At 73.5% G+C, this 17,821-nt stretch carries 14 protein-coding genes and 1 pseudogene; 5 read left to right on the top strand and 10 right to left on the bottom strand.

Annotation, left to right across the window (positions count from 1 at the left end; genetic code table 11):
• Nucleotides 1–544 (bottom strand): NAD(P)H-binding protein (locus AE652_RS15080; protein WP_049651882.1); only part of this gene is annotated, 544 nt, incomplete at its 3' end.
• 97 nt (nt 545–641) lie between these two features.
• Between AE652_RS15080 and AE652_RS15085 the strand changes: the two genes are divergently transcribed.
• Entirely contained in the window at nt 642–1,055 is a 414-nt protein-coding gene (locus AE652_RS15085) for a helix-turn-helix domain-containing protein (RefSeq protein ID WP_049651883.1), read from the top strand.
• A 34-nt stretch (nt 1,056–1,089) separates the two neighbouring features.
• On the opposite strand, the gene AE652_RS15090 is transcribed toward AE652_RS15085, so the two are convergent.
• From AE652_RS15090 to AE652_RS15100, 3 genes are all read right to left on the bottom strand, one after another.
• Nucleotides 1,090–2,373, bottom strand: coding sequence for an esterase (locus tag AE652_RS15090; RefSeq protein ID WP_049651884.1), 1,284 nt, complete (start codon nt 2,371–2,373; stop codon nt 1,090–1,092).
• A gap of 120 nt (nt 2,374–2,493) precedes the next feature.
• Nucleotides 2,494–3,708, bottom strand: coding sequence for an acyl-CoA dehydrogenase family protein (locus tag AE652_RS15095; protein WP_049651885.1), 1,215 nt, complete (start codon nt 3,706–3,708; stop codon nt 2,494–2,496).
• Nucleotides 3,709–3,714: 6 nt separating this feature from the next.
• A complete protein-coding gene (locus AE652_RS15100) occupies nt 3,715–4,743 on the bottom strand; it encodes a phosphotransferase family protein (protein ID WP_049651886.1) in 1,029 nt (342 codons plus the stop codon).
• Nucleotides 4,744–5,048: 305 nt separating this feature from the next.
• Between AE652_RS15100 and AE652_RS15105 the strand changes: the two genes are divergently transcribed.
• Nucleotides 5,049–6,272, top strand: a complete 1,224-nt coding sequence (locus tag AE652_RS15105) for a lipoprotein (RefSeq protein WP_049651887.1) — start codon at nt 5,049–5,051, stop codon at nt 6,270–6,272.
• Between the two features lie 80 nt (nt 6,273–6,352).
• Here AE652_RS15105 and AE652_RS15110 read toward each other — a convergent pair whose 3' ends face one another.
• Nucleotides 6,353–7,165: an isocitrate lyase/phosphoenolpyruvate mutase family protein gene (locus AE652_RS15110; RefSeq protein WP_049651888.1), complete on the bottom strand. Its 813-nt coding sequence runs from the start codon at nt 7,163–7,165 to the stop codon at nt 6,353–6,355.
• Nucleotides 7,166–7,309: 144 nt separating this feature from the next.
• Complete coding sequence (locus tag AE652_RS48165) at nt 7,310–7,783, bottom strand: hypothetical protein (protein ID WP_234348392.1); 474 nt, start codon at nt 7,781–7,783, stop codon at nt 7,310–7,312.
• A gap of 442 nt (nt 7,784–8,225) precedes the next feature.
• On the opposite strand from AE652_RS48165, the gene AE652_RS15120 reads away from it, so the two are divergent.
• On the top strand, nt 8,226–9,296 hold the full coding sequence (locus AE652_RS15120; RefSeq protein WP_159028455.1) for a LuxR family transcriptional regulator: 1,071 nt from the start codon (nt 8,226–8,228) through the stop codon (nt 9,294–9,296).
• Nucleotides 9,297–9,385: 89 nt separating this feature from the next.
• On the opposite strand, the gene AE652_RS15125 is transcribed toward AE652_RS15120, so the two are convergent.
• Together AE652_RS15125 and AE652_RS15130 are read right to left on the bottom strand one after the other, a co-directional pair.
• Nucleotides 9,386–12,439 carry a hypothetical protein gene (locus AE652_RS15125; protein WP_049651890.1) on the bottom strand — a complete coding sequence of 1,018 codons (3,054 nt, stop codon included), beginning with the start codon at nt 12,437–12,439 and terminating at the stop codon, nt 9,386–9,388.
• Between the two features lie 247 nt (nt 12,440–12,686).
• On the bottom strand, nt 12,687–13,784 hold the full coding sequence (locus AE652_RS15130; RefSeq protein WP_159028456.1) for an RICIN domain-containing protein: 1,098 nt from the start codon (nt 13,782–13,784) through the stop codon (nt 12,687–12,689).
• A 403-nt stretch (nt 13,785–14,187) separates the two neighbouring features.
• On the opposite strand from AE652_RS15130, the gene AE652_RS15135 reads away from it, so the two are divergent.
• On the top strand, nt 14,188–14,658 hold the full coding sequence (locus AE652_RS15135) for a hypothetical protein (protein ID WP_234348393.1): 471 nt from the start codon (nt 14,188–14,190) through the stop codon (nt 14,656–14,658).
• A gap of 90 nt (nt 14,659–14,748) precedes the next feature.
• On the opposite strand, the gene AE652_RS15140 is transcribed toward AE652_RS15135, so the two are convergent.
• Nucleotides 14,749–15,261, bottom strand: a complete 513-nt coding sequence (locus tag AE652_RS15140) for a GNAT family N-acetyltransferase (RefSeq protein ID WP_049651892.1) — start codon at nt 15,259–15,261, stop codon at nt 14,749–14,751.
• A 50-nt stretch (nt 15,262–15,311) separates the two neighbouring features.
• Between AE652_RS15140 and AE652_RS15145 the strand changes: the two genes are divergently transcribed.
• Nucleotides 15,312–15,944: a TetR/AcrR family transcriptional regulator gene (locus AE652_RS15145; RefSeq protein WP_082345739.1), complete on the top strand. Its 633-nt coding sequence runs from the start codon at nt 15,312–15,314 to the stop codon at nt 15,942–15,944.
• 284 nt (nt 15,945–16,228) lie between these two features.
• On the opposite strand, the pseudogene AE652_RS15150 reads toward AE652_RS15145, so the two are convergent.
• Nucleotides 16,229–17,821: pseudogene (locus AE652_RS15150) on the bottom strand (hypothetical protein); the annotation flags it as partial.

Genomic DNA, 17,821 nt, shown 5'->3' on the forward strand with positions numbered 1-17,821 from the left:
GCCCGGCGGGCGCCAGGGCGACGTTCACCGCCGCCTCGGCCAGGTCCGCCCGGGCCACCGCCGCGAGCCGCCCGTCGCCGAGCGGGGCGCTGATCACCCCGTCCGGGCCGGGGGCGGTGATCGCGCCCAGGAACTCGGCGTACAGGCCGTTGCGCAGCACCGTCCAGCGCAGGGTGGCGGACGCGCGCAGCCGCCGCTCGGTCCAGCGGTGGGCGAGGGCGTAGGGCAGGTGGTCGCCGTCGCCGGAGAGACTGGTGTAGACCACGTGATCGACGCCCGCCCGCTCCGCCGCCCCGATCGCGGCGCCGTGCCGGGCGATCACCACGTCGTCCTCGGCGGCGCCGGCCGAGATCAGCAGCAGGGTCCGCACCCCGGTGAAGGCCTCCGCCAGTGTCCGCGGCCGGTCGAAGTCCACCAGTCGGGCCGGCACGCCCGCCGGCACCCGCTGCGGTGTGCGCGAGCCCGCGACGACGCCCTCCCGCCCGGCGAGCCGCTCCAGCACGAGCGCGCCCAGGCCTCCGTTGACTCCGGTGACGAGCAGCATGGGGTTCCTCCAGGGATGGTCGGTCGAGCAGATGATCGTTCGTCGGCTTCGCGACCATCCTCGGTAGCCTGGGCGTCCGGCGTAAGGAGGCACTTCCATGTCAGCAGGGCACACCGCGGTAACCACCCCCCGCCCGGTGGTCTGGTGCGAGGAGGGCGTGGACTGCGGGATCCGCGACCTGCTGGACCGCCTGGGCGACAAGTGGTCCGTCCTCACCGTCGTCGAACTCGCCCAGGGCGTACGGCGGTTCCGCGAGCTGCAGCGCGCGCTGCCGGGCATCTCGCAGCGGATGCTCACCCTGACCGTGCGCCGCCTGGAGCGGGACGGCATGGTCTCGCGGACCGTCCACCCGACCGTCCCGCCACAGGTGGAGTACGAGCTGACGCCGCTCGGCCACAGCCTGACCCACCTGGTGCGGGCGATGACGGACTGGTCGTACGACCACCACGACGCGATCGTCGACTCCCGGCGGCGGTGGGACGGGGCCAACCCGGGCTCCGGGATCCGCTGACCCCGTCCGGTGTCCCCCGGCACGCCGGGCCCGGCTACCGCTCGTACGCCATCTCCGGGAAGCGCGCCGAGGGCCCGTCCAGCAGGTGGTCGTCCTGGCCGCGCAGCCACCGGTCGAAGAAGGACGCGACGTAGCTGCGGGTGGCGAGTTCGGCCCGGCCGGGGCGGATGTCGCCGACGTCCTTGCGCAGCTGGTCGGCGCCGAGCACGCCCTGCCGGGCGAGCTGCGGCAGCAGCGGCTGGGCGTCGGTGTACGAGCCGTGCCGGGAGCCGGTGAGGGTGACGTCGGCGTGCCAGCCGGTGCTGTGCCGCCACAGGGCGTTCCAGCCGGGCTGGTCTCGGTAGCCGCCGGAGTCCTCGCTGCCGGTGCCCATCAGCAGGAACGGGCGGTCGAGGCCGTCCTCGGCGACGCTGGGCAGGAAGACGCCGGTGTGGCCGTCGGGGCCGGGGAAGTGCAGCTGGCCGTCCATGTTGATCCCGGCCGCGATCCGCGGGTCGTCGTGCATGGTCTGGAGCGCGGTGAAGCCGCCCGCCGACTGGCCGACCATGCCGATCCGGCCGAGGTCGAGGGCCCCGGCGACCCCGGCGGGCAGGCCAGTCCGCTCGCCGAGCGCGGCGAGCTGGTCCAGCACGAAGCGGGTGTCGGCCACCCGGGTGTCCATCGCCTTGCGCAGCACCGCGCCGACGTCCAGGCCGGGCTGCCCGAGCATGCCGGGGAGCACCGAGGGGGCCAGGTCGCCGCCGGGGAAGGCGACTTCGGAGGCCTCGTAGGTGTGGTCGACGGTGACCACCAGGTAGCCGCGCGAGGCGAGGTCCTCGACCAGCGCCGTCCCCCAGGTGCGCGGGTCGCCGAGGCCGGGCGAGTACAGCACCACCGGGCGCGGGCCGCCGGGCAGCGCCGGGGCGTCCCGGCGGGCGTGGGTGCGGATGGCCGACCAGTCGGTGCGGCCGGGCGCGGTGCCGTAGTTGAGCAGGCCGACGCCGTCCGGGCCGTCGAAGTGCCGCCCGGCGGCGGGCTCCATGTACGGGGCCCGGTCGTCGCCCGCGGCCGGCCGGGAGGTCGGGTACCAGAGGCTGATCATCAGCTCGCGCCGCTGCCCGGGGTGCCAGGGGTCCTCCCGTGCGGTGTCGGTGAGGTGCACGGCGGTGGTCCCGATCGGGTACGGCCCGCTGGGCTCCGGCAGCCAGGCCCGGGCCTGCCGCCCGGGGCTCGTGTCCCCCGGCGGCGGCAGGACCGCTCCCGCGGCCGTGCCGATCGTGCCCACCGCCGCTGCCGCCGCCAGCACCGCCGCCGCCACCGCCCGTCCCGGAATTCCCATGGTGTCCCTCCGTGTTCCGATCGATCGAACACGCAGGACACTACGGTCGGGAACGGGCCGCCGCCGTCATACCTGGGGGCCAACCCGCCCCGGAATACCCGGGTATCACACCCCTACGGGTCAGCGCCGGTACTGCCGCAGTTCCCTCCGGGCCAGCGAGCGCTTGTGCACCTCGTCCGGGCCGTCGGCCAGCCGCAGGGTGCGGTTGCCGGCCCAGAGCTGGGCGAGCGGGGTGTCCTGGCTGACGCCCGCCGCGCCGTGCGCCTGGACGGCCTTGTCCAGGATCCACTCGACGGTGCGCGGGGTGGCGATCTTGATCGCCTGGATCTCGGTGTGCGCCCCCCGGTTGCCGACGGTGTCCATCAGCCAGGCGGTCTTCAGCACCAGCAGCCGCAGCTGCTCGATCCGCACCCGGGACTCGGCGATCCAGTCCTGCACCACGCCCTGCTCGGCCAGCGGCTTCCCGAAGGCCACCCGCTCGTTGGCCCGACGGCACATCAGCTCCAGCGCCCGCTCGGCGATGCCGATGGCCCGCATGCAGTGGTGGATCCGGCCGGGGCCGAGCCGGGCCTGGGCGATGGCGAAGCCCGTACCCTCCTCGCCGATCAGGTTCCCCACCGGGACGCGGACGTCCTCGAACAGCACCTCGGCGTGGCCGCCGTGGTCGGCGTCGTCGTAGCCGAACACCGTCATGCCGCGCCGGACGGTCACGCCCGGGGTGTCGCGCGGGACGAGCAGCATGCTCTGCCGGCGGTGCGGCTCGGCGGCCGGATCGGTCTTGCCCATCACGACGAGGATCCGGCAGTCGGGGTTCATCGCCCCGGTGATGTACCACTTGCGGCCGTTGACCACGTACGCGTCGCCGTCCCGCTCGATCCGGGTGGCGATGTTGGTGGCGTCCGAGGACGCGACCTCGGGCTCGGTCATCGCGAAGGCCGAGCGGATCCGGCCGTCGAGGAGGGGGCGCAGCCAGCGCTCGCGCTGCTCGGCGCTGCCGAACTGGGCGAGCAGCTCCATGTTGCCGGTGTCGGGCGCCGCGCAGTTGAGCGCGGGCGGGGCCAACTGGATGCTGCGGCCGGTGATTTCGGCGAGCGGGGCGTACTGGAGGTTGGTGAGGCCGGCGCCGAGCTCACCCGGCAGGAAGAGGTTCCAGAGTTTCTGCTTGCGGGCCGCGGCCTGGAGGTCGGCGATGACCGGGGGCACGGCCCAGCGGTCGCGGCCGGGGTCGGCGAGCTGGGCGGCGAGGACGGGCTCGGCGGGGTACACGTGCTCGTCCATGAAGGCGAGCAGCTGCTCGCGGAGTTCTTCCGTCCGGGCGTCGTAGGCGAAGTCCATCGGTTCTCAGCTCTCCTTGAGGGTGCTCAGGCCGTACCGGGCGAGGATCGGGGCCATCTCGCCGGCGCGCTCGAAGCCGGCGCCCAGGGTGCGGCCCTGCCGGAAGCGGTAGTGGATGCCCTCGGCGACGGCGGCGAGCTTGAACGAGGCGAAGGCGACGTACCAGTCGAGGTCCTCGGCCCGGCGGCCGGTCGCGTCGGCGTAGCGGGAGACGATCTCGTCGGCCTTCGGGAAGCCGGGGGCGGTCATCGCGGAGGGGATGATGCCACCGCCGACGCCCGCGAGTTCGGTGTACATCACCAGCAGGCCGATGTCGGTGAGCGGGTCGCCGAGGGTGGACATCTCCCAGTCCAGGACGGCCGTGATGGTGTCGGCGTCGTCGACCAGGACGTTGTCGAGGCGGTAGTCGCCGTGCACGAGCGCGGGCGCGGGCGAGGCCGGCAGGCGCTCGGCGAGCCTGGCGTGCAGGCGGTCGAGCTCGGGCAGGTCGCGGCTGCGGGAGGCGGCCAACTGCTTGGACCAGCGGCGCAGCTGGCGCTCCAGGTAGCCCTCGGGCCGGCCGAAGTCGGCGAGGCCGACGGCGGCCGGGTCGATCCGGTGCAGGGTGGCGAGGGTGTCGACCAGCCGCTGCCCGAGTGCGTGCACCCGCCGCTCGCCGAGGGCGGCGAGCGGGGCGACGTCCCGGTGGGCGGTGCCGGAGACGTACTCCATCAGGTACCAGGGGGCGCCGAGGGTCTCGTCGTCCGGGTCGAGCAGGAGCGTCCGGGGCACGGGCACCCCGGTGTCGCGCAGCGCCGTCATCACCCGGTACTCGCGGCCCATGTCGTGGGCGGTGGCGAGGACGTGCCCGAGCGGCGGGCGCCGCAGGACCCAGCGGGAGGCGCCGTCGCCCAGGACGTACGTCAGGTTCGAGCGGCCCCCTTCGATGAGGTCGGCCCGCAGCGGCCCCTGGAGGAGGCCGGGCAGCTCGCGCTCCAGCCGGGACCGGAGACGGGCCAGGTCCAGTCCGGGCGGGTCGACGGGGGTCTCGGCCATCGGGCGGCTCCTCGGGGTGGATCCTCATTGACTAAGCGCTTGCTTAGCATTCAGCCCGAGGATGTCCCCTGTCAATGCCGCGAAGCCCGTCCGGAGCCGTTCGGAGCGCCATCTCCCGTGTAACACAAGGAAGTTGCTCACCAAACCCACCCCCACCAAAGCCACACCTTCCCGACCTCGACAGAGGTCGATCAAAAGTGTTCTGATGATCACATTCATCGATCATCTTCCGAACAGCTCCTGATTGAAGATCAGAGAAATGGGGTCCCGTGCGGACTGCTCGCGGCTCGGCCATCCTGCTGGCGATGGGGGTCCTCGGGGCCTCCGCCCTGGCGACGGGATGCGACGGCACACCGAGCAGACCCACCGCCACCACCGGCACCACCCCGCCCAGCCCCGCCCCGAGCACCACCACCGAGGCCCCCGCCCCGCCACCGCCCGCTCCCACCCCCACCTGGGACGGCCAGGTCAAGGTGCTCGGCGACGGCTCCACCTCCGACACCGGCCCGCAGCCCAAGCAGCCCGTGCCGGAGAAGCTCAAGCCCGGGGAGAAGCCGCCGCAGTTCGTCGTCTTCTCCTGGGACGGGGCACTGGAGGGCGACGACCGCCAGTTCTCCCGCTTCCGCAAGCTCGGCGCCGAGAACAACGCCCAGATGACCTTCTTCCTGAGCGGCCTCTACACCCTCCCCAAGTCCAAGAGCACGCTCTACAAGCCGCCGCAGCACAAGCCCGGCGACGCCTCCATCGACTACGCCACCGACCCCCACATCAAGGACACCCTGGAACAGCTGCGCCTCGCCTGGCTCGACGGCAACGAGATCGGCACCCACTTCAACGGGCACTTCTGCAACGCCAAGGGCGGCGGCGAGTGGAGCACCGAGGAGTGGAAGAGCGAACTCGACCAGGCCGTCTCCTTCGTCACCAACTGGAAGACCAACACCGGCTTCAAGGACCTCCCGCCGCTCCCCTTCGACTACACCAAGGAACTGGTCGGCGGCCGCGCCCCCTGCCTGGAGGGCCAGAAGAACCTGCTGCCGGCCGAGAAGGCGACGGGCTTCCGCTACGACGCCAGCTCCCCGGGCGAGTTCCAGGTCTGGCCGACGAAGAAGGAGGGCATCTGGAACTTCCCGCTGCAGCTTCTCCCCACCCCCGGCAAGTCCACCCAGAGCCTCTCGATGGACTTCAACTTCCTGGCGAACCAGTCCGGGAACACCACCAACGGCGACCCCAGGAAGTACGACACCTGGGAGAAGGAGACCCGCGAGAGCTACCTCGCCGGCTTCGAACGCGTCTACAACGGCAGCCGCGCCCCGCTGTTCATCGGGAACCACTTCGAGTCCTGGAACGGCGGCATCTACATGCAGGCCGTCGAGGACGTGATGAAGGGCGTCTGCAGGCGCGACGGCGTCCGCTGCGTCTCCTTCCGCCAGGTCGCCGACTGGCTCGACGCCCAGGACCCGAAGGTCCTCGACCAGCTCCGCCAACTCGACCCCGCCCAGCCGGCCGACTGGTCCCGCCTGGCCAAGTAGCCCGACGGACCGCCACCGGAGACCCGGCGCCCGTGCGCCGGCGCCGGGTCTCCACGCGGACCGCCGTAGCCGGGGCGCGGTCAGCCGCTCACGGTGAACAGGCCGTTGAGCTCCGGGTAGTCGATGGTCCGCCGGAGGGAGTCGTAGCCGCCGGCGCGGTGCAGGTCCAGTGCCGCCTGCCGTGCGGCGGCGTAGGCGGCCTGGGCCACCCCCGAGCCGAGGCTGACCCGGGCCACGCCCAGGCCCCCCAGTTCCTCCACCGGCGCGGTGCCCGGCCCCGCCATGATGTTGAGGGGCACCGTCAGACCCGCGGCCAGGTCCCTGATGACGCCAGGGTCCGTGACACCGGGGACGAAGATCCCGTCCGCACCGGCGTCCACGTAGCGGCGCGCCCGTCCCAGCGTCTCCCGCAGTCGGGTGGCGGGGCCGCCCAGTCCAAACAGGTAGGTGTCGACACGGGCGTTGACGAACAGGTCGACGCCCGCCCGCCGCGCCGCACCGCGGGCGGCCGCGATCCGGTCGGCGAGCGCGCCCGGCGGGCGGGTGCCGTCCTCGATGTTGACGCCCACCACGCCGGCCTCCAGCACCCGCGTGACGGTCTCCGCGACCTCCGCCGGGCTCTGTCCGTAACCGCCCTCGATGTCTACGGTCACCGGGACGGCGACCGCCGCCGCGATGCGGGCGATGGCGTCCAGCACCGGGCCCCGGGGGACGCGGTCCCCGTCCGGGGCGCCGAGCGACCAGGCCACCCCGGCGCTGGTGGTGGCGATCGCGGTCGCCCCCGCGGCCTCGATGACGCGGGCGCTGGCCACGTCCCAGGCGTTCGCGAGCGCGAGCGGACGAGCGGGCGTGTGGAGGGAACGGAAGAGCGCGGACTTGCTGGCGTTGATCATGCCCCCAAGGCAACCAGCGGCTGCCACCGTTGTCCGGCGGAAAACCGACACCAACGACCGTAGGCCCAGGCCGCCTGAGCGCCGGGCGGGGCGGTCACGGGGCAGCCGCGGGGCGTCGCCGGCAGGGGGCCAGGGCTAAGGGCGCTACGGCCAGGGGTAGCCCACCTGTTCGGGTTCGTAGCCTCCGCAGAGCTCGGCGGTGGCACGAGGGTCGCCCGCGGTCAGCCGCGCTTCGAGGCGCTCGGCCTGGTCCGACGGGTCCTCCGCGGAGATCGGGAGGATCATCGAGAACTGGGCCCAGGGCAGACCCGTCTCCTCCCGGCCGGGGGGATGCCGCAGGATGACGTCGATCCGGTCGGGTTCCAGGCGGGAGGCCCAGACGGCCTCCACCTCGCACTCCCACCTGGCGAGCCAGTCCTCGCGTCCCCTCAGCCCTTCCTCCAGCAGCGTCGCGACCACTGCCCCCGGCCACTCCCAGCCGCGGTCCGCTTCGGCTCGCAGCACCTCGGCCTCGTACTGGTCCGCGGCGAACCGGAACTCCGGCAGGTCGAAGCCCCGTTCGGCCGGGTCGCGCCAGCCCGCCCAGACGACGTGCTCCCCGTCCCGACCGACCGTCACGTACAGGGTGCTGCAGCACTGTTCCAGGCCGCACCCGGACACACCGAGCCGGACCTCCCGGGGCACGGCCGTGGGGCGTGCAAGCGCCCGCCCCGGCCCAGGAGGTACCGGGGGCCTGATCCGATGAACCGGGGGCCGCCCGACTCCCTGTTGCGGAGGGTCAGTTCGGCCAGGAGGTCCCGGCCGCTGACGACCGGGCGGACCTCCAGGTAGCCCTCGCCGGGCGGCGGGCAGAGGATGTTCAGGTCGAGGATGTCCGGTTCCGTGGCCACCGCCCCATGATCCCGGAGCCTTCCACCGCTGTCATGCGGATTTCGCCCGGCCCGCGCCCAGGGCGGCGGTTCGGACCGCCCCTGGTCCTCTTCGTACCCCGGGAAGGAGCCGCCGCCCGGCCATTAGGCGCGCGTGGGTGGGGCGCGAACTGTCGTGCTAGCTTCACCGGATGGGGCGACGTGGGGTGGCGGGGCGGGCGGCGATCGAGGGGGTGCGGGAGCTTGCCGGGGCGGGCTTGACGGCACCCGAGGTCTTCCGGCGGGCGGATGAACTGCTGCGGCCGGTACTGGAGTTCGACGCCGTGTGCTGGCACACCGCGGATCCGGCGACGGGGTTGGTGAACTCGGTGCAGAGCGAGGACCTCACCCTGGACGCGTTCGAGCACGCCGTGCGGCTGGAGGTGTGGGCGGACGACGTGGCGACCTTTCCCGAGATCCGGCGCAGCGGGGTGCAGGCCGAGACGCTGAGCCGGGCGACCCGGGGGTCGCTGCGGGAGAGTGTGCGGTTCCGGGAGCAGGTCAGGCCGGCCGGGTTCGGGGACGAGTTGCGGGCGGTGTTCGACGCGGCCGGCGGCATGTGGGGGTGCGCGGCGTTCCTGCGGGCTCCGGACCGCGGCCCGTACCTGGAGGGCCAGCGACAGCTCGCCGACGCCGCCGCCCGGCACCTGGGCAACGCGCTGAGGGCGTGCCACGTACCGGCCGGCCCGCCCGAGGAGGCGGATGCCGGGCCGGCGGTGCTGGTGCTGGACCGGCGCAACCGGCTGCAGGCGCTGTCCGGACCCGCCGAGGAGTTGCTCGCCCGGCTGGCCGACCCCACCCCGACCTCGTTGACCGTCCCGACCGGCGTGGCGATGGCCGCCGAGCAGGCCCGCCGGGCGGCGCACGGGCTGCCCGTCCCGCAGGCCCCGGTACGGGTGTGGAGCCGGGACGACCGCTGGTACCTGCTGCACGGTTCCGCCCTGCGCGACGGCGGGGCGGCGGGCGCGGTGACGGTGGTGGCCTCGCCCGCCTCGCCGGCCGAGGTGATGCCGCTGTACCTGGCCGCGTACGGGCTGACCGCCCGCGAGCGGGAGGTGGCGCTGCTGCTGGTGCGCGGCGGCGACACCCGGGACGTGTCCCGGGCCCTCGCGATGACGCCGTACACGGTGCAGGACCACCTGAAGTCGGTGTTCACCAAGACCGGGGTGGGCAGCCGCCAGGAGCTGATCGCGCGGATCATGCTCGGCGAGGGGCGCTGCTGACCCGCGCCGCGCGGCCGGCCCGAAGGGGCGCCCTCCCGATCGCCGCGCGGCGATCGGGAGGGCGCCATGTCGGACGGGCGGACGGGGTGTCAGCCCCAGTTGCCCACCAGCGGGATGTCGCCCGGGTTGCCGAACTTCCTGCTGTAGACCACCAGGTCGGAGTTCTCGGCGGCCCCGTAGAACGTCTGGTCGCCGGGCCGGTACACGCCGATGGTCTCCTTGCCGCTGCCGTCCCAGTCGCCCTTGACCGGGCGGTCGCCGGGGTTGCCGAACCTGACGCCCGGGCGCGGGTGTTCCGTCTCGTTGGAGTCGTTCAGGTAGAAGGTCTGGGTCTGCGGGTCGTAGACGGCGACGGTGGTGGTGCCGTTGCCGTCCCAGTCGCCGACCAGCGGCTTCCAGCCCTCGTTGCCCAGCTTGATCCGGTACCTGACGGTGGCGTTGTCGTCCGACAGGTAGAAGTACTGGTCGCTGGGCCGGTAGACGCCGACCGTGCTCCGCCCCTGCCCGCTCCAGTCGCCGACCAGCGGGACGTCACCGGGGGCCCCGAACGGAAAGGTGGCGGCCACGGTGGCGTTGTCGTAGGACAGTTGGAAGGTCGCGGTGTCACGGTGGTAGACGCCGACGGTGTCGGTGCCCGGCCCGTTCCAGTGGCCCGTCAGCGGGACGACGTCGCCACCCCCGCCGCCGAACACGGCCTGGCCGGTGTACCAGCCGTTGTGGGCGGCCTGGCCGAAGCTGCCGTCCGAGGGCCGGTACACGCCCACCGAGGCGGGCGCCGGCGTGGGCGTGGCGTCGACCACGGCCTTGCCGATCCTCTGCTGCGCCGCGACGGTCAGCGGCACCTTGTTCGGCTGGTCCGGGCCGAGCCAGCGGAAGTTCTGCAGGTAGACGACCCGGGGGTCCTGCGCGGCGATCGCGCGGTACTCGGCGTTGTACGCCGCGATGTCGGCGTCGGTCTTGCCGGAGTAGCAGCCGTCGGCGACCCGGTACTCGTTGGTGGACTCCGGGAAGAGCATCAGGTGCTGGTCCGGCGAGGAGAGGAAGGTCTTCAGGTTCGCCAGCAGCCGCTGGATCTCGCCGCGGCCCTCGCAGTAGTAGTCGAAGCCGACGATGTCGACCGTGGCCGGGATCGGCGCGGTCTGCTCGGCGTTCCAGCGGTCGAGGCTCATGATCAGCGTCTTGTCCGGGAACGCGGCCCTGATCTGCTCCGCCTGCGTCTGGACCTGCGCGGGGCTCAGGCCGTGCGAGTAGGGCTCGTCGCTCACGTCGACGGCACCGATCTTGTCGATGTTCGACCCGATGCGCCGCACCAGGTTCAGGAGGTTCTGCGCGGCGTTCGGGTTCGGGTCGACGGCCCAGGAACCCGGCGAACGCGGGACCACCGTCTCCTGGTTGAGGTCGATCACGCAGGCGGCCGGCCGGCACTGGTCCAGGAACTCCAGGCGGGGGTCCTGGTCGCGCAGGTAGTTGTTGAAGTTGGTCCACTGCGCCACCTCCGGCGCGTGGTTGGCGCTGAAGTTCGGCTCGTTCGGGTCCCGGATGTCGAAGAACCCGTAGTAGCCGAGCCCGCCCAGCATGGAGACCCGCAGGTCGTCCGCCGTGGTGACCTGGCCGGCCGCCGAGTGGTGGGCGCCGAGCGAGACGTAGCCGTCACGGGGCAGCTTGGCGGCGGTGCGGCCGGAGAACACCGTCATGCCGTTGACCCTGACGGTCGCCTGCTGCCGGTCGCCGGTCGCCAGCGCGGCCGACACCTCGTAGGAGCCGGCCGGCGGGACGGCGGGCAGCGCGGTCGGGGTGCCGCCCTGGAAGAGCGTCAGCCCGCCGTCGGCCTGGACGCGCAGGCCGAGCGCGATGTCCTCGGCGTCGACGGCGCCCGTACCGCCCGAGGCGTTGCCGACGGCGAGGGAGGCCCAGTCCTGGCCGGAGGTGCTGCCGACCACGGGGGTCAGGACGGCGTGCACCGTGTAGGCGCCGCTCTGGACGTCCGAGGTGGCCGGCTTGTCGAGGCGGACCGCCGAGGTGCCCTTGGGGAAGGAGAGCACGTTCGGGTGGGCCGGGCTGTTGACCTGCACCGAGCCCGCCGGCGGGTCGAGGGCCAGGCCCTTGACGCCCGACACGGCGGTGTAGTTGGCGGAGATCAGGCTCGGCTGGCGGGCAGCCAGGTCCTGGTTGAGGCCGTGGTCGGCGGTGGCGTTGGGCGCGCCGTCGAAGGTGTCGACGAACGGCTTGGCGCTGCGGGTGGCGCTGGTGTCGATCCGGCTGACGTTCAGGCCGTGGCCGGCGCCGTCACCGAAGGTGGTGACGCGGTTCGGGTCGGAGAGGTACGCGCCGAGGTAGAGGAACTCGCTGCCCGGCCAGCGGGTCACCCCGGCCGGCGCGGAGACGGTGAACGGGGTGCCGTTCACCGTCAGGGTGACGGCGCGGTCGGCGCCGGTGGAGACGGTGAGCGAGACGGCGTACTGCGCCGTGGGCGCCACCGTGCCGGTCCAGAAGGGGTTCTCGCCGCCGCCACCGTGGAAGAGGGCGAGCTTGCCGCCCGAGGTGACGGTCAGGCCGAGGTCGACGTCGCCGCCGGTGACGTAGCCGTTGCCGCGGTGGCTGCGGCTCAGCACGATCGAGCCCCAGTCGGCGCCGCCGGTGTCGCCGACGACCGGGTCGACCACCGTCGAGACGGTGTAGTGGCCGGTGCCGTCCGCGACGGCGGGCGCGCCGAGCATGATCGCGGAGACGCCCTTGGCGAACAGCAGCCTGTCGGGGTGGTCCGGATGACTGGTCTGGACGAACCACTGGTCGGGCGCGGTCGAGGTGTCCCAGCGACCGGAGACCCGGGTGTAGGAGATCCCGTGCTGCCCGGCCGGGGGCGACTGCCGGGCGTCGAGGCCGACGTTCAGCCCGTACAGCGGGTCGGTGTCCTGGGCCGGGTCCAGCCGGAAGGTGTCCGCGAAGGCGCGCGTGGTGGTGAGGTCCACCGGGGTCGGGCCGGACCCGTCACCGGCCGGTGTGCCGGGTGCTGAGCCGGCGGGCGTTGAGCCGGCGGGTGCGGCGGCCGCCGTGGTGGGTGCGAGGCCCGCGGGCAGCAGTGCCAGCGCGAGCGCCGAGGCGCCGGCGAGCAGCCCGCGGCCCAGGCGTTGAGTGAGTATCACCGAGTGTTCGTCTCCCGGTCGTCGAATCGGCGACGCGGGTGTGCGCCCCCGAGGGGAGAGCGGACACAGCGGTGTCGTACCCCAGCTCAGCGACCTTCCCCCCGGGCGGGATCATAGAGGGTGGGTACGAACGGCCGCGCCGGGTGTTCCGGCGCGGCCGTGGGCGGGTCGGCTCGTTCACACCCCGTAGGGTGTCGACACCTCGTACCTCATGACACCTCGTGGGGCGTTGGCACCTGGTGGCTCGTCACACCTCGAAGGGCGTGATCGTCTGCTCGGCGCGCCCGTCGAAGGCCTGCGCGGTCACCGGGTCGCCGCTGCCCCCGGACGTACTGGAAGTCATGGCCCAGCCGGCGGAGTTCACCACAGCCGCGTTCATCACGTCGTACGTCCACTGCTGGGCGGCCGAGCCGTCACAGGCGGCGGGTGTGATCTGACCGCCGACGGAGGACGGCGCGGTCAGGCACTCGTTGCCCTCGGCGCTGCGCATGCTGCCGTCGCGGGCGAAGACGAACAGCTGGTTGCCGTTGGGCGATTCGGCGCAGCCGTAGGTGATCACGCCGGTGGCGCCGCCGCGGTCCAGACAGGCGCCGTTGGTGAAGCGCAGGGGCCACCGGGCGGACTGGCCGAGACCGGTCTCGGTGATCAGCGTGCCGTCGTCCTGCTTCTGCTGCCGGACCATGTCCTGACAGGTGCCGCTGGTCGACGTTCCCGTGTTCTCGGCGGTGAGGGTGCCGCCGTTGCCGGTCATCTTGCCCCACCGGTTTTCGGCGTACGCGTTGTCGTCGCACACGTACCGGGAGTCGTTCCAGTCGAAGTACTCCACCCAGCTGCTCCAACTGTGCTGGATCTTCGAGGAGTTCGGCAGCAGGGCCTCGCCCAGGACGAAGCTGGTGCCGGCGGTCTCGTCGCTCACGGTGACCTTCGCCCAGTGGGTCACGGGGTCGATCTCCACATGGAAGGCGTAGGTGTCCCCGGTGACGGGACGGCCGTGGTTGACGGTGGTGTTGGAGCACTGCAGGTGCTGGCCCTCACCCTCGTTGTTCCAGCAGTGCGAGCCCTCGGTCCCGTCCTTGAACTGGAGGTCGCCGTCTCCCGGGCTGGTGACCACGGTGTTGCGGAAGTCGACGTCCGTCACGGTGTCGGTGGTGTTGAAGGTCCAGTCCGAATAGGCGCCGGGCGTCTGACCGGTGGCCGTGATACCGGCGGCCGCCGGCAGGGCGGACGGCGTCGGAACGGCCTCGGCCGTCACGGCTCCGGTCCAGATCCCGGAGAGGGAGAGGAGGGCGGCGACGGTCGCCGGCCAGGCGGACGGGCGGGTTCGAGGACGGGCTGGGAATGACACGTGGGGCTCCTTGGGAGAATCGGGAGAAATCGGGCGGTCGAGCATCCACAAGATTTCTCCGGCCGGAGGCACGCGGCAATCGGAAGCACTACGGAGCGTGACGGATTTCCTGCCGGATCCGCCCGAACGCCCTGGTCAGCGGGACGGTCCTGCGGGAGGTCCGGGCAGGGGCGGGCGGCGTGTGGGACGACCAACCGGACGCATCCGGCGACCGCCGTCCGGAGCATGGCCGGGCGGCGCGATGACGGTCAGTTGGGATCGTTTTCGGTCAGGTCCGTCGATGTATCGATCTGGATCTATCAGCGACCTGATCACCGCCGCTAAGGTGCGGCGCATCCCCGCTGTTACACCCTCCCCGCGCCGCACCGACGGCGGGGAGACGACCGATCGGAACGGTGTCGCCGTGACCACGATCCTCCGCAAGCTGATGACCCGTACGGGGAGGGCGGCCGCCACGGTCGCCGTGCTCGCGGCCGCCCTCACCGGCACGACGGCGGCCGGCACGGCCTCTGCGGCCTCCCCAGCCTCGGCGGCCGCCGCGGCCGGCGGCTGGAGCTGCTCCGGGGCGCCCGTCCCGGCCGGCTACGTCATCACCATGTACAACGCCGGCGGCTGCAACAACCACGGCTCGTGGTACCAGCGGCCCGCGCAGGACCGCCTCTGGACCTGCTCCGGCTCGCCGATCGTCTCCGGCTACGTGCTGACGAACTACGACGCTCAGGGGTGCAGCGGCGTCGGCGCCTGGTACCACGAGCTGGTCCGCAACGGCGTCTGGACCTGCCCGTACTCGCCGATCCCGGCCGGGTTCCGCAGCACCACCTACGACGCGCGCGGCTGCAGCGGCCTCGGCGCCTGGCTCACCGTGAAGACCTGAGCACCGGGAACCGCAGGACGGGACGGCGGTGGGCGACGGCGCGCGCCGAGCACGGGGGCGAACCCGCGCGCCCGCCCGACCGCCGTCCCCTCAGAACCGCAGGTCCATCCGCTGCTCGACCGCGTCGACGCCGAACTTGCGGGCCGGGCGGGAGACGGTGAGCTCGAACCCGGCCGTCGCGTAGAGGTGGTGGGCGGCGCCGAGTCCCTCGACCGTCCAGAGCAGCACGCCCTCGTACGCACGGGCCCGGGCCTCGTCCAGGGCCGTCTCCAGCATCCGGCGGCCCAGCCCCCGGCCCCGGGCGTCCGGGTCGAGGATCACCCACCGCAGCTGGCCCCAGCCGGGGCGCTCCTCCGCCCGGACGAGACCGGTGGCGCCGACCACCCGGCCGTCGATCTCGGCGACCCACAGGCGGCCGGGTGCCGCGCCGCCCTCACGGGCCCGGGCCAGCACCAACTCGGCCATCCCGGCGGCGACATAGGCCTCCATGGTCGCGTCCATGCCGTACTCGCGGGAGTAGAGGACGCCGTGCAGGGCGGCGACGGCGCCCAGGTCTCCGGGCCGGAGGGCCTCGCGGATGGTCGCGGGTGCGGTGGCGGCCATGCGGCGTCCCCTTTCACTGAAACACTCGTTTCAGTGAAACGATAGAGCACGTGTCCGCTCCCACCAACGCGCCCTCCCACCCGTCGCCCCGTCCCTCATCCCCTCGGCGCGCGTCGGCCCGGCAGCCGTCCCCGCGCCGCGAGGACCTCCTCGCGGCGACCGTCCGCTACGTCGCCGAGCACAACGTGTCCGACCTCTCCCTCCGCCCCCTGGCGGCCGGGATCGGCTCCAGCCCGCGCGTGCTGCTGTACCTGTTCGGGTCGAAGGAGCAGCTGGTCCGGGAGGTCCTGGCGGTCGGACGGGCCGAGCAACTGGCGCTGCTGGAGCGGTCCGAGGCCGAGGGCGGCAGCGCCCGCGAGACCCTCGACCTGCTCTGGGAGTGGCTGACGCAGCCCGAACACCGAGGGGCGCTGCGGCTGTTCTTCGAGGGGTACGTCCGCGCCTTCGGCCGGCGCGGGCCGTGGCCGGACTTCGGCACCGCCTCGCTGGAGGAGTGGCTGCCACCGCTGGAACGCGTCCTCGACGGCACCCGGGCGAACCCCACCGTGGTGCTCGCCGTCCTCCGCGGCCTGCTGCTGGACCTGCTCGCCGGGGTCGACGACGAGTCCGACAGCTCCGACGGGTCCCACGCCCGGCGCGTCCACGCCGCCTGGCACACCTTCCTCGACGCCGCCCTCGCCTGAGCCCCGGCCCGGGCGACGGATCCCGTCGGCCGACAGATGTCGCGCACCGACGGATGCCGCGGTCCCGACGGCCGCACCTCCGGCCGGGTCCGTCCCCTGCGCGGACCCGACCGGCAGCCCATGCGGCGCGTACGGGACTGACGCGTACGCCTGTCCCGTGCCGTGGGGATCGAGCCTAGGCAGGGGCGCTTACCGATCGCTTACCAATCACTGACGGCTGCGGCCCGCGACCGGTACGGCCGCGGCTGCGGCAACGGCCCCGGCCCCGGCCCCGGCCCCGGCCGCTACCGGACGTCGCTCAGCTCCCGCGCCTCCGTGAGCACCCGCGCGGCCGACTCCGGCAGCCCGGCCGCCTCGTAGGCCCGGCCGAGCGCCCGGAGCGCCTCCGCGAGGAAGGAGCGCCAGCCGCGGGCGCGCCACACCAGCACGGACTCCTCCAGGTGGGCGACGGCCGAGGCGTGGTCCCCCGCCGCCAGGTCCAGCTCCCCGAGGATGCCGAGGGCCTGGGCGAGATGGTGCCCCAGGTCGAAGCGGCGGGCGATGGCCAGCGCGGCCTCGGCCGTCTCCCGGGCGCGGCCGTCGCCGGTGGCCGCGTACAGCGTGGCCAGGTACAGCAACGAGAACGCCTCCACGTAGCGGTCCTTGAGCGAGCGGGCCATGGCGAGCGAGCGCAGGAGCAGCTCGCCGCCCCGCTCCACCTGGCCGGCCCGGCCGTGGGCGGCTCCCAGGAACTGGATCGCGGTCGCCTCGAAGCGGGTGTTGCCGATCAGCCGCGCCAGCCGCAGCGTCTCGGTGAGGTGCTCGATCGTGCGGTCGAGGTCCGTCTCCCCGTGGGCGATGGCGATGATCTGGTGCGCCCGGGCCTCGCCGCCCGGGTGGTCGTGGGCGGTGGCGAGGTCCAGGGCACGGTGGCCGGCGTCCAGGGCCTCCTGCGCGCGGCCCTGGGCGACCAGGCTCCAGGCCGTCAGGACGAGGGCGTCGGCGGCCCCGCGCTCCTCCCCGGCCTCCTCGAACAGGCGCCGCAGGTGCCGCGCCCGCTCCTCCAGGGCGACCATCGTCTGGGCGCCGTCCGCCAGGTCGACGGCCGTGCCGGAGCCGTCGGCCGGGGTGGTCCAGGTCGTCACCTCGATCAGGCCGCGGGTGAGCACGGCGGTGCCCAGGCCGTCACCGGCCGACCGGCAGGCCTGGAGGACGGCCAGGTGGGTGGTGCGCCACTCGTCGTACAGGCCGCGCACGTCGCAGTACTTCTCCTGGCAGGCGGCGAGGTCCCAGGCCACCGGCACCATGCGCAGCGCGGCGGCCTGCCGGGCGCTCGCGTCCAGGGCCGGCTGCTCGGCGTCGAACCAGGCCATCGGGTCGTCCAGCAGCGCCGCCGCGACGCCGGACGGCATCGGGTGGCGCGGCGCGGTGCCGTGGATCGGCGCGAAGCACGGCCCGGGCACCTGGTCGGCCGCCTGCTCGGCCAGCCAGATCCAGGCGCCGAAGGCCCGTCCGAGCGCGGCGGTGCGGGCGGCCGGCTCGTCCGCGGCCTCGGCGTGCTCGCGCGCGTACAGCCGGACGAGGTCGTGGAAGCGGTAGCGCAGGTGCGGCTCCGTGCCGGTCTCCTGGAGGAGCTGGGCGTCGATCAGCTCCTCCAGCTGGCGCTCGGCCCGCTCCGGCGGGATGTCCGCCACCGCCGCCGCGACCCACGGCGCGAAGTCGGGCGCGTCGAGCAGTCCGAGCAGCCGGAACGTCCGGCGGGTCGGCTCCGGCAGCCGGGCGTAGCCGACGGCGAAGCCGGCCCGTACGGCCAGGTTCCCCGCGGCCAGTTCGTCGAGCCGGCGCCGTTCGTCGCGCAGCAGGTGCGCGAGCCGGGCCAGGGTCCAGCGCGGCCGGGC

The sequence above is a fragment of the Kitasatospora sp. MY 5-36 genome, assembly GCF_001182915.1.
GTDB lineage: Bacteria > Actinomycetota > Actinomycetes > Streptomycetales > Streptomycetaceae > Kitasatospora.

Coding starts and splice junctions, on each gene's coding strand:
- AE652_RS15105 (WP_049651887.1), top strand. CDS start 5,049: ATGGGGGTCCTCGGGGCCTCCGCCCTGGCGACGGGATGCGACGGCACA.
- AE652_RS15120 (WP_159028455.1), top strand. CDS start 8,226: ATGGGGCGACGTGGGGTGGCGGGGCGGGCGGCGATCGAGGGGGTGCGG.
- AE652_RS15085 (WP_049651883.1), top strand. CDS start 642: ATGTCAGCAGGGCACACCGCGGTAACCACCCCCCGCCCGGTGGTCTGG.
- AE652_RS15110 (WP_049651888.1), bottom strand. CDS start 7,165: ATGATCAACGCCAGCAAGTCCGCGCTCTTCCGTTCCCTCCACACGCCC.
- AE652_RS15095 (WP_049651885.1), bottom strand. CDS start 3,708: ATGGACTTCGCCTACGACGCCCGGACGGAAGAACTCCGCGAGCAGCTG.
- AE652_RS15140 (WP_049651892.1), bottom strand. CDS start 15,261: ATGGCCGCCACCGCACCCGCGACCATCCGCGAGGCCCTCCGGCCCGGA.
- AE652_RS15100 (WP_049651886.1), bottom strand. CDS start 4,743: ATGGCCGAGACCCCCGTCGACCCGCCCGGACTGGACCTGGCCCGTCTC.
- AE652_RS15090 (WP_049651884.1), bottom strand. CDS start 2,373: ATGGGAATTCCGGGACGGGCGGTGGCGGCGGCGGTGCTGGCGGCGGCA.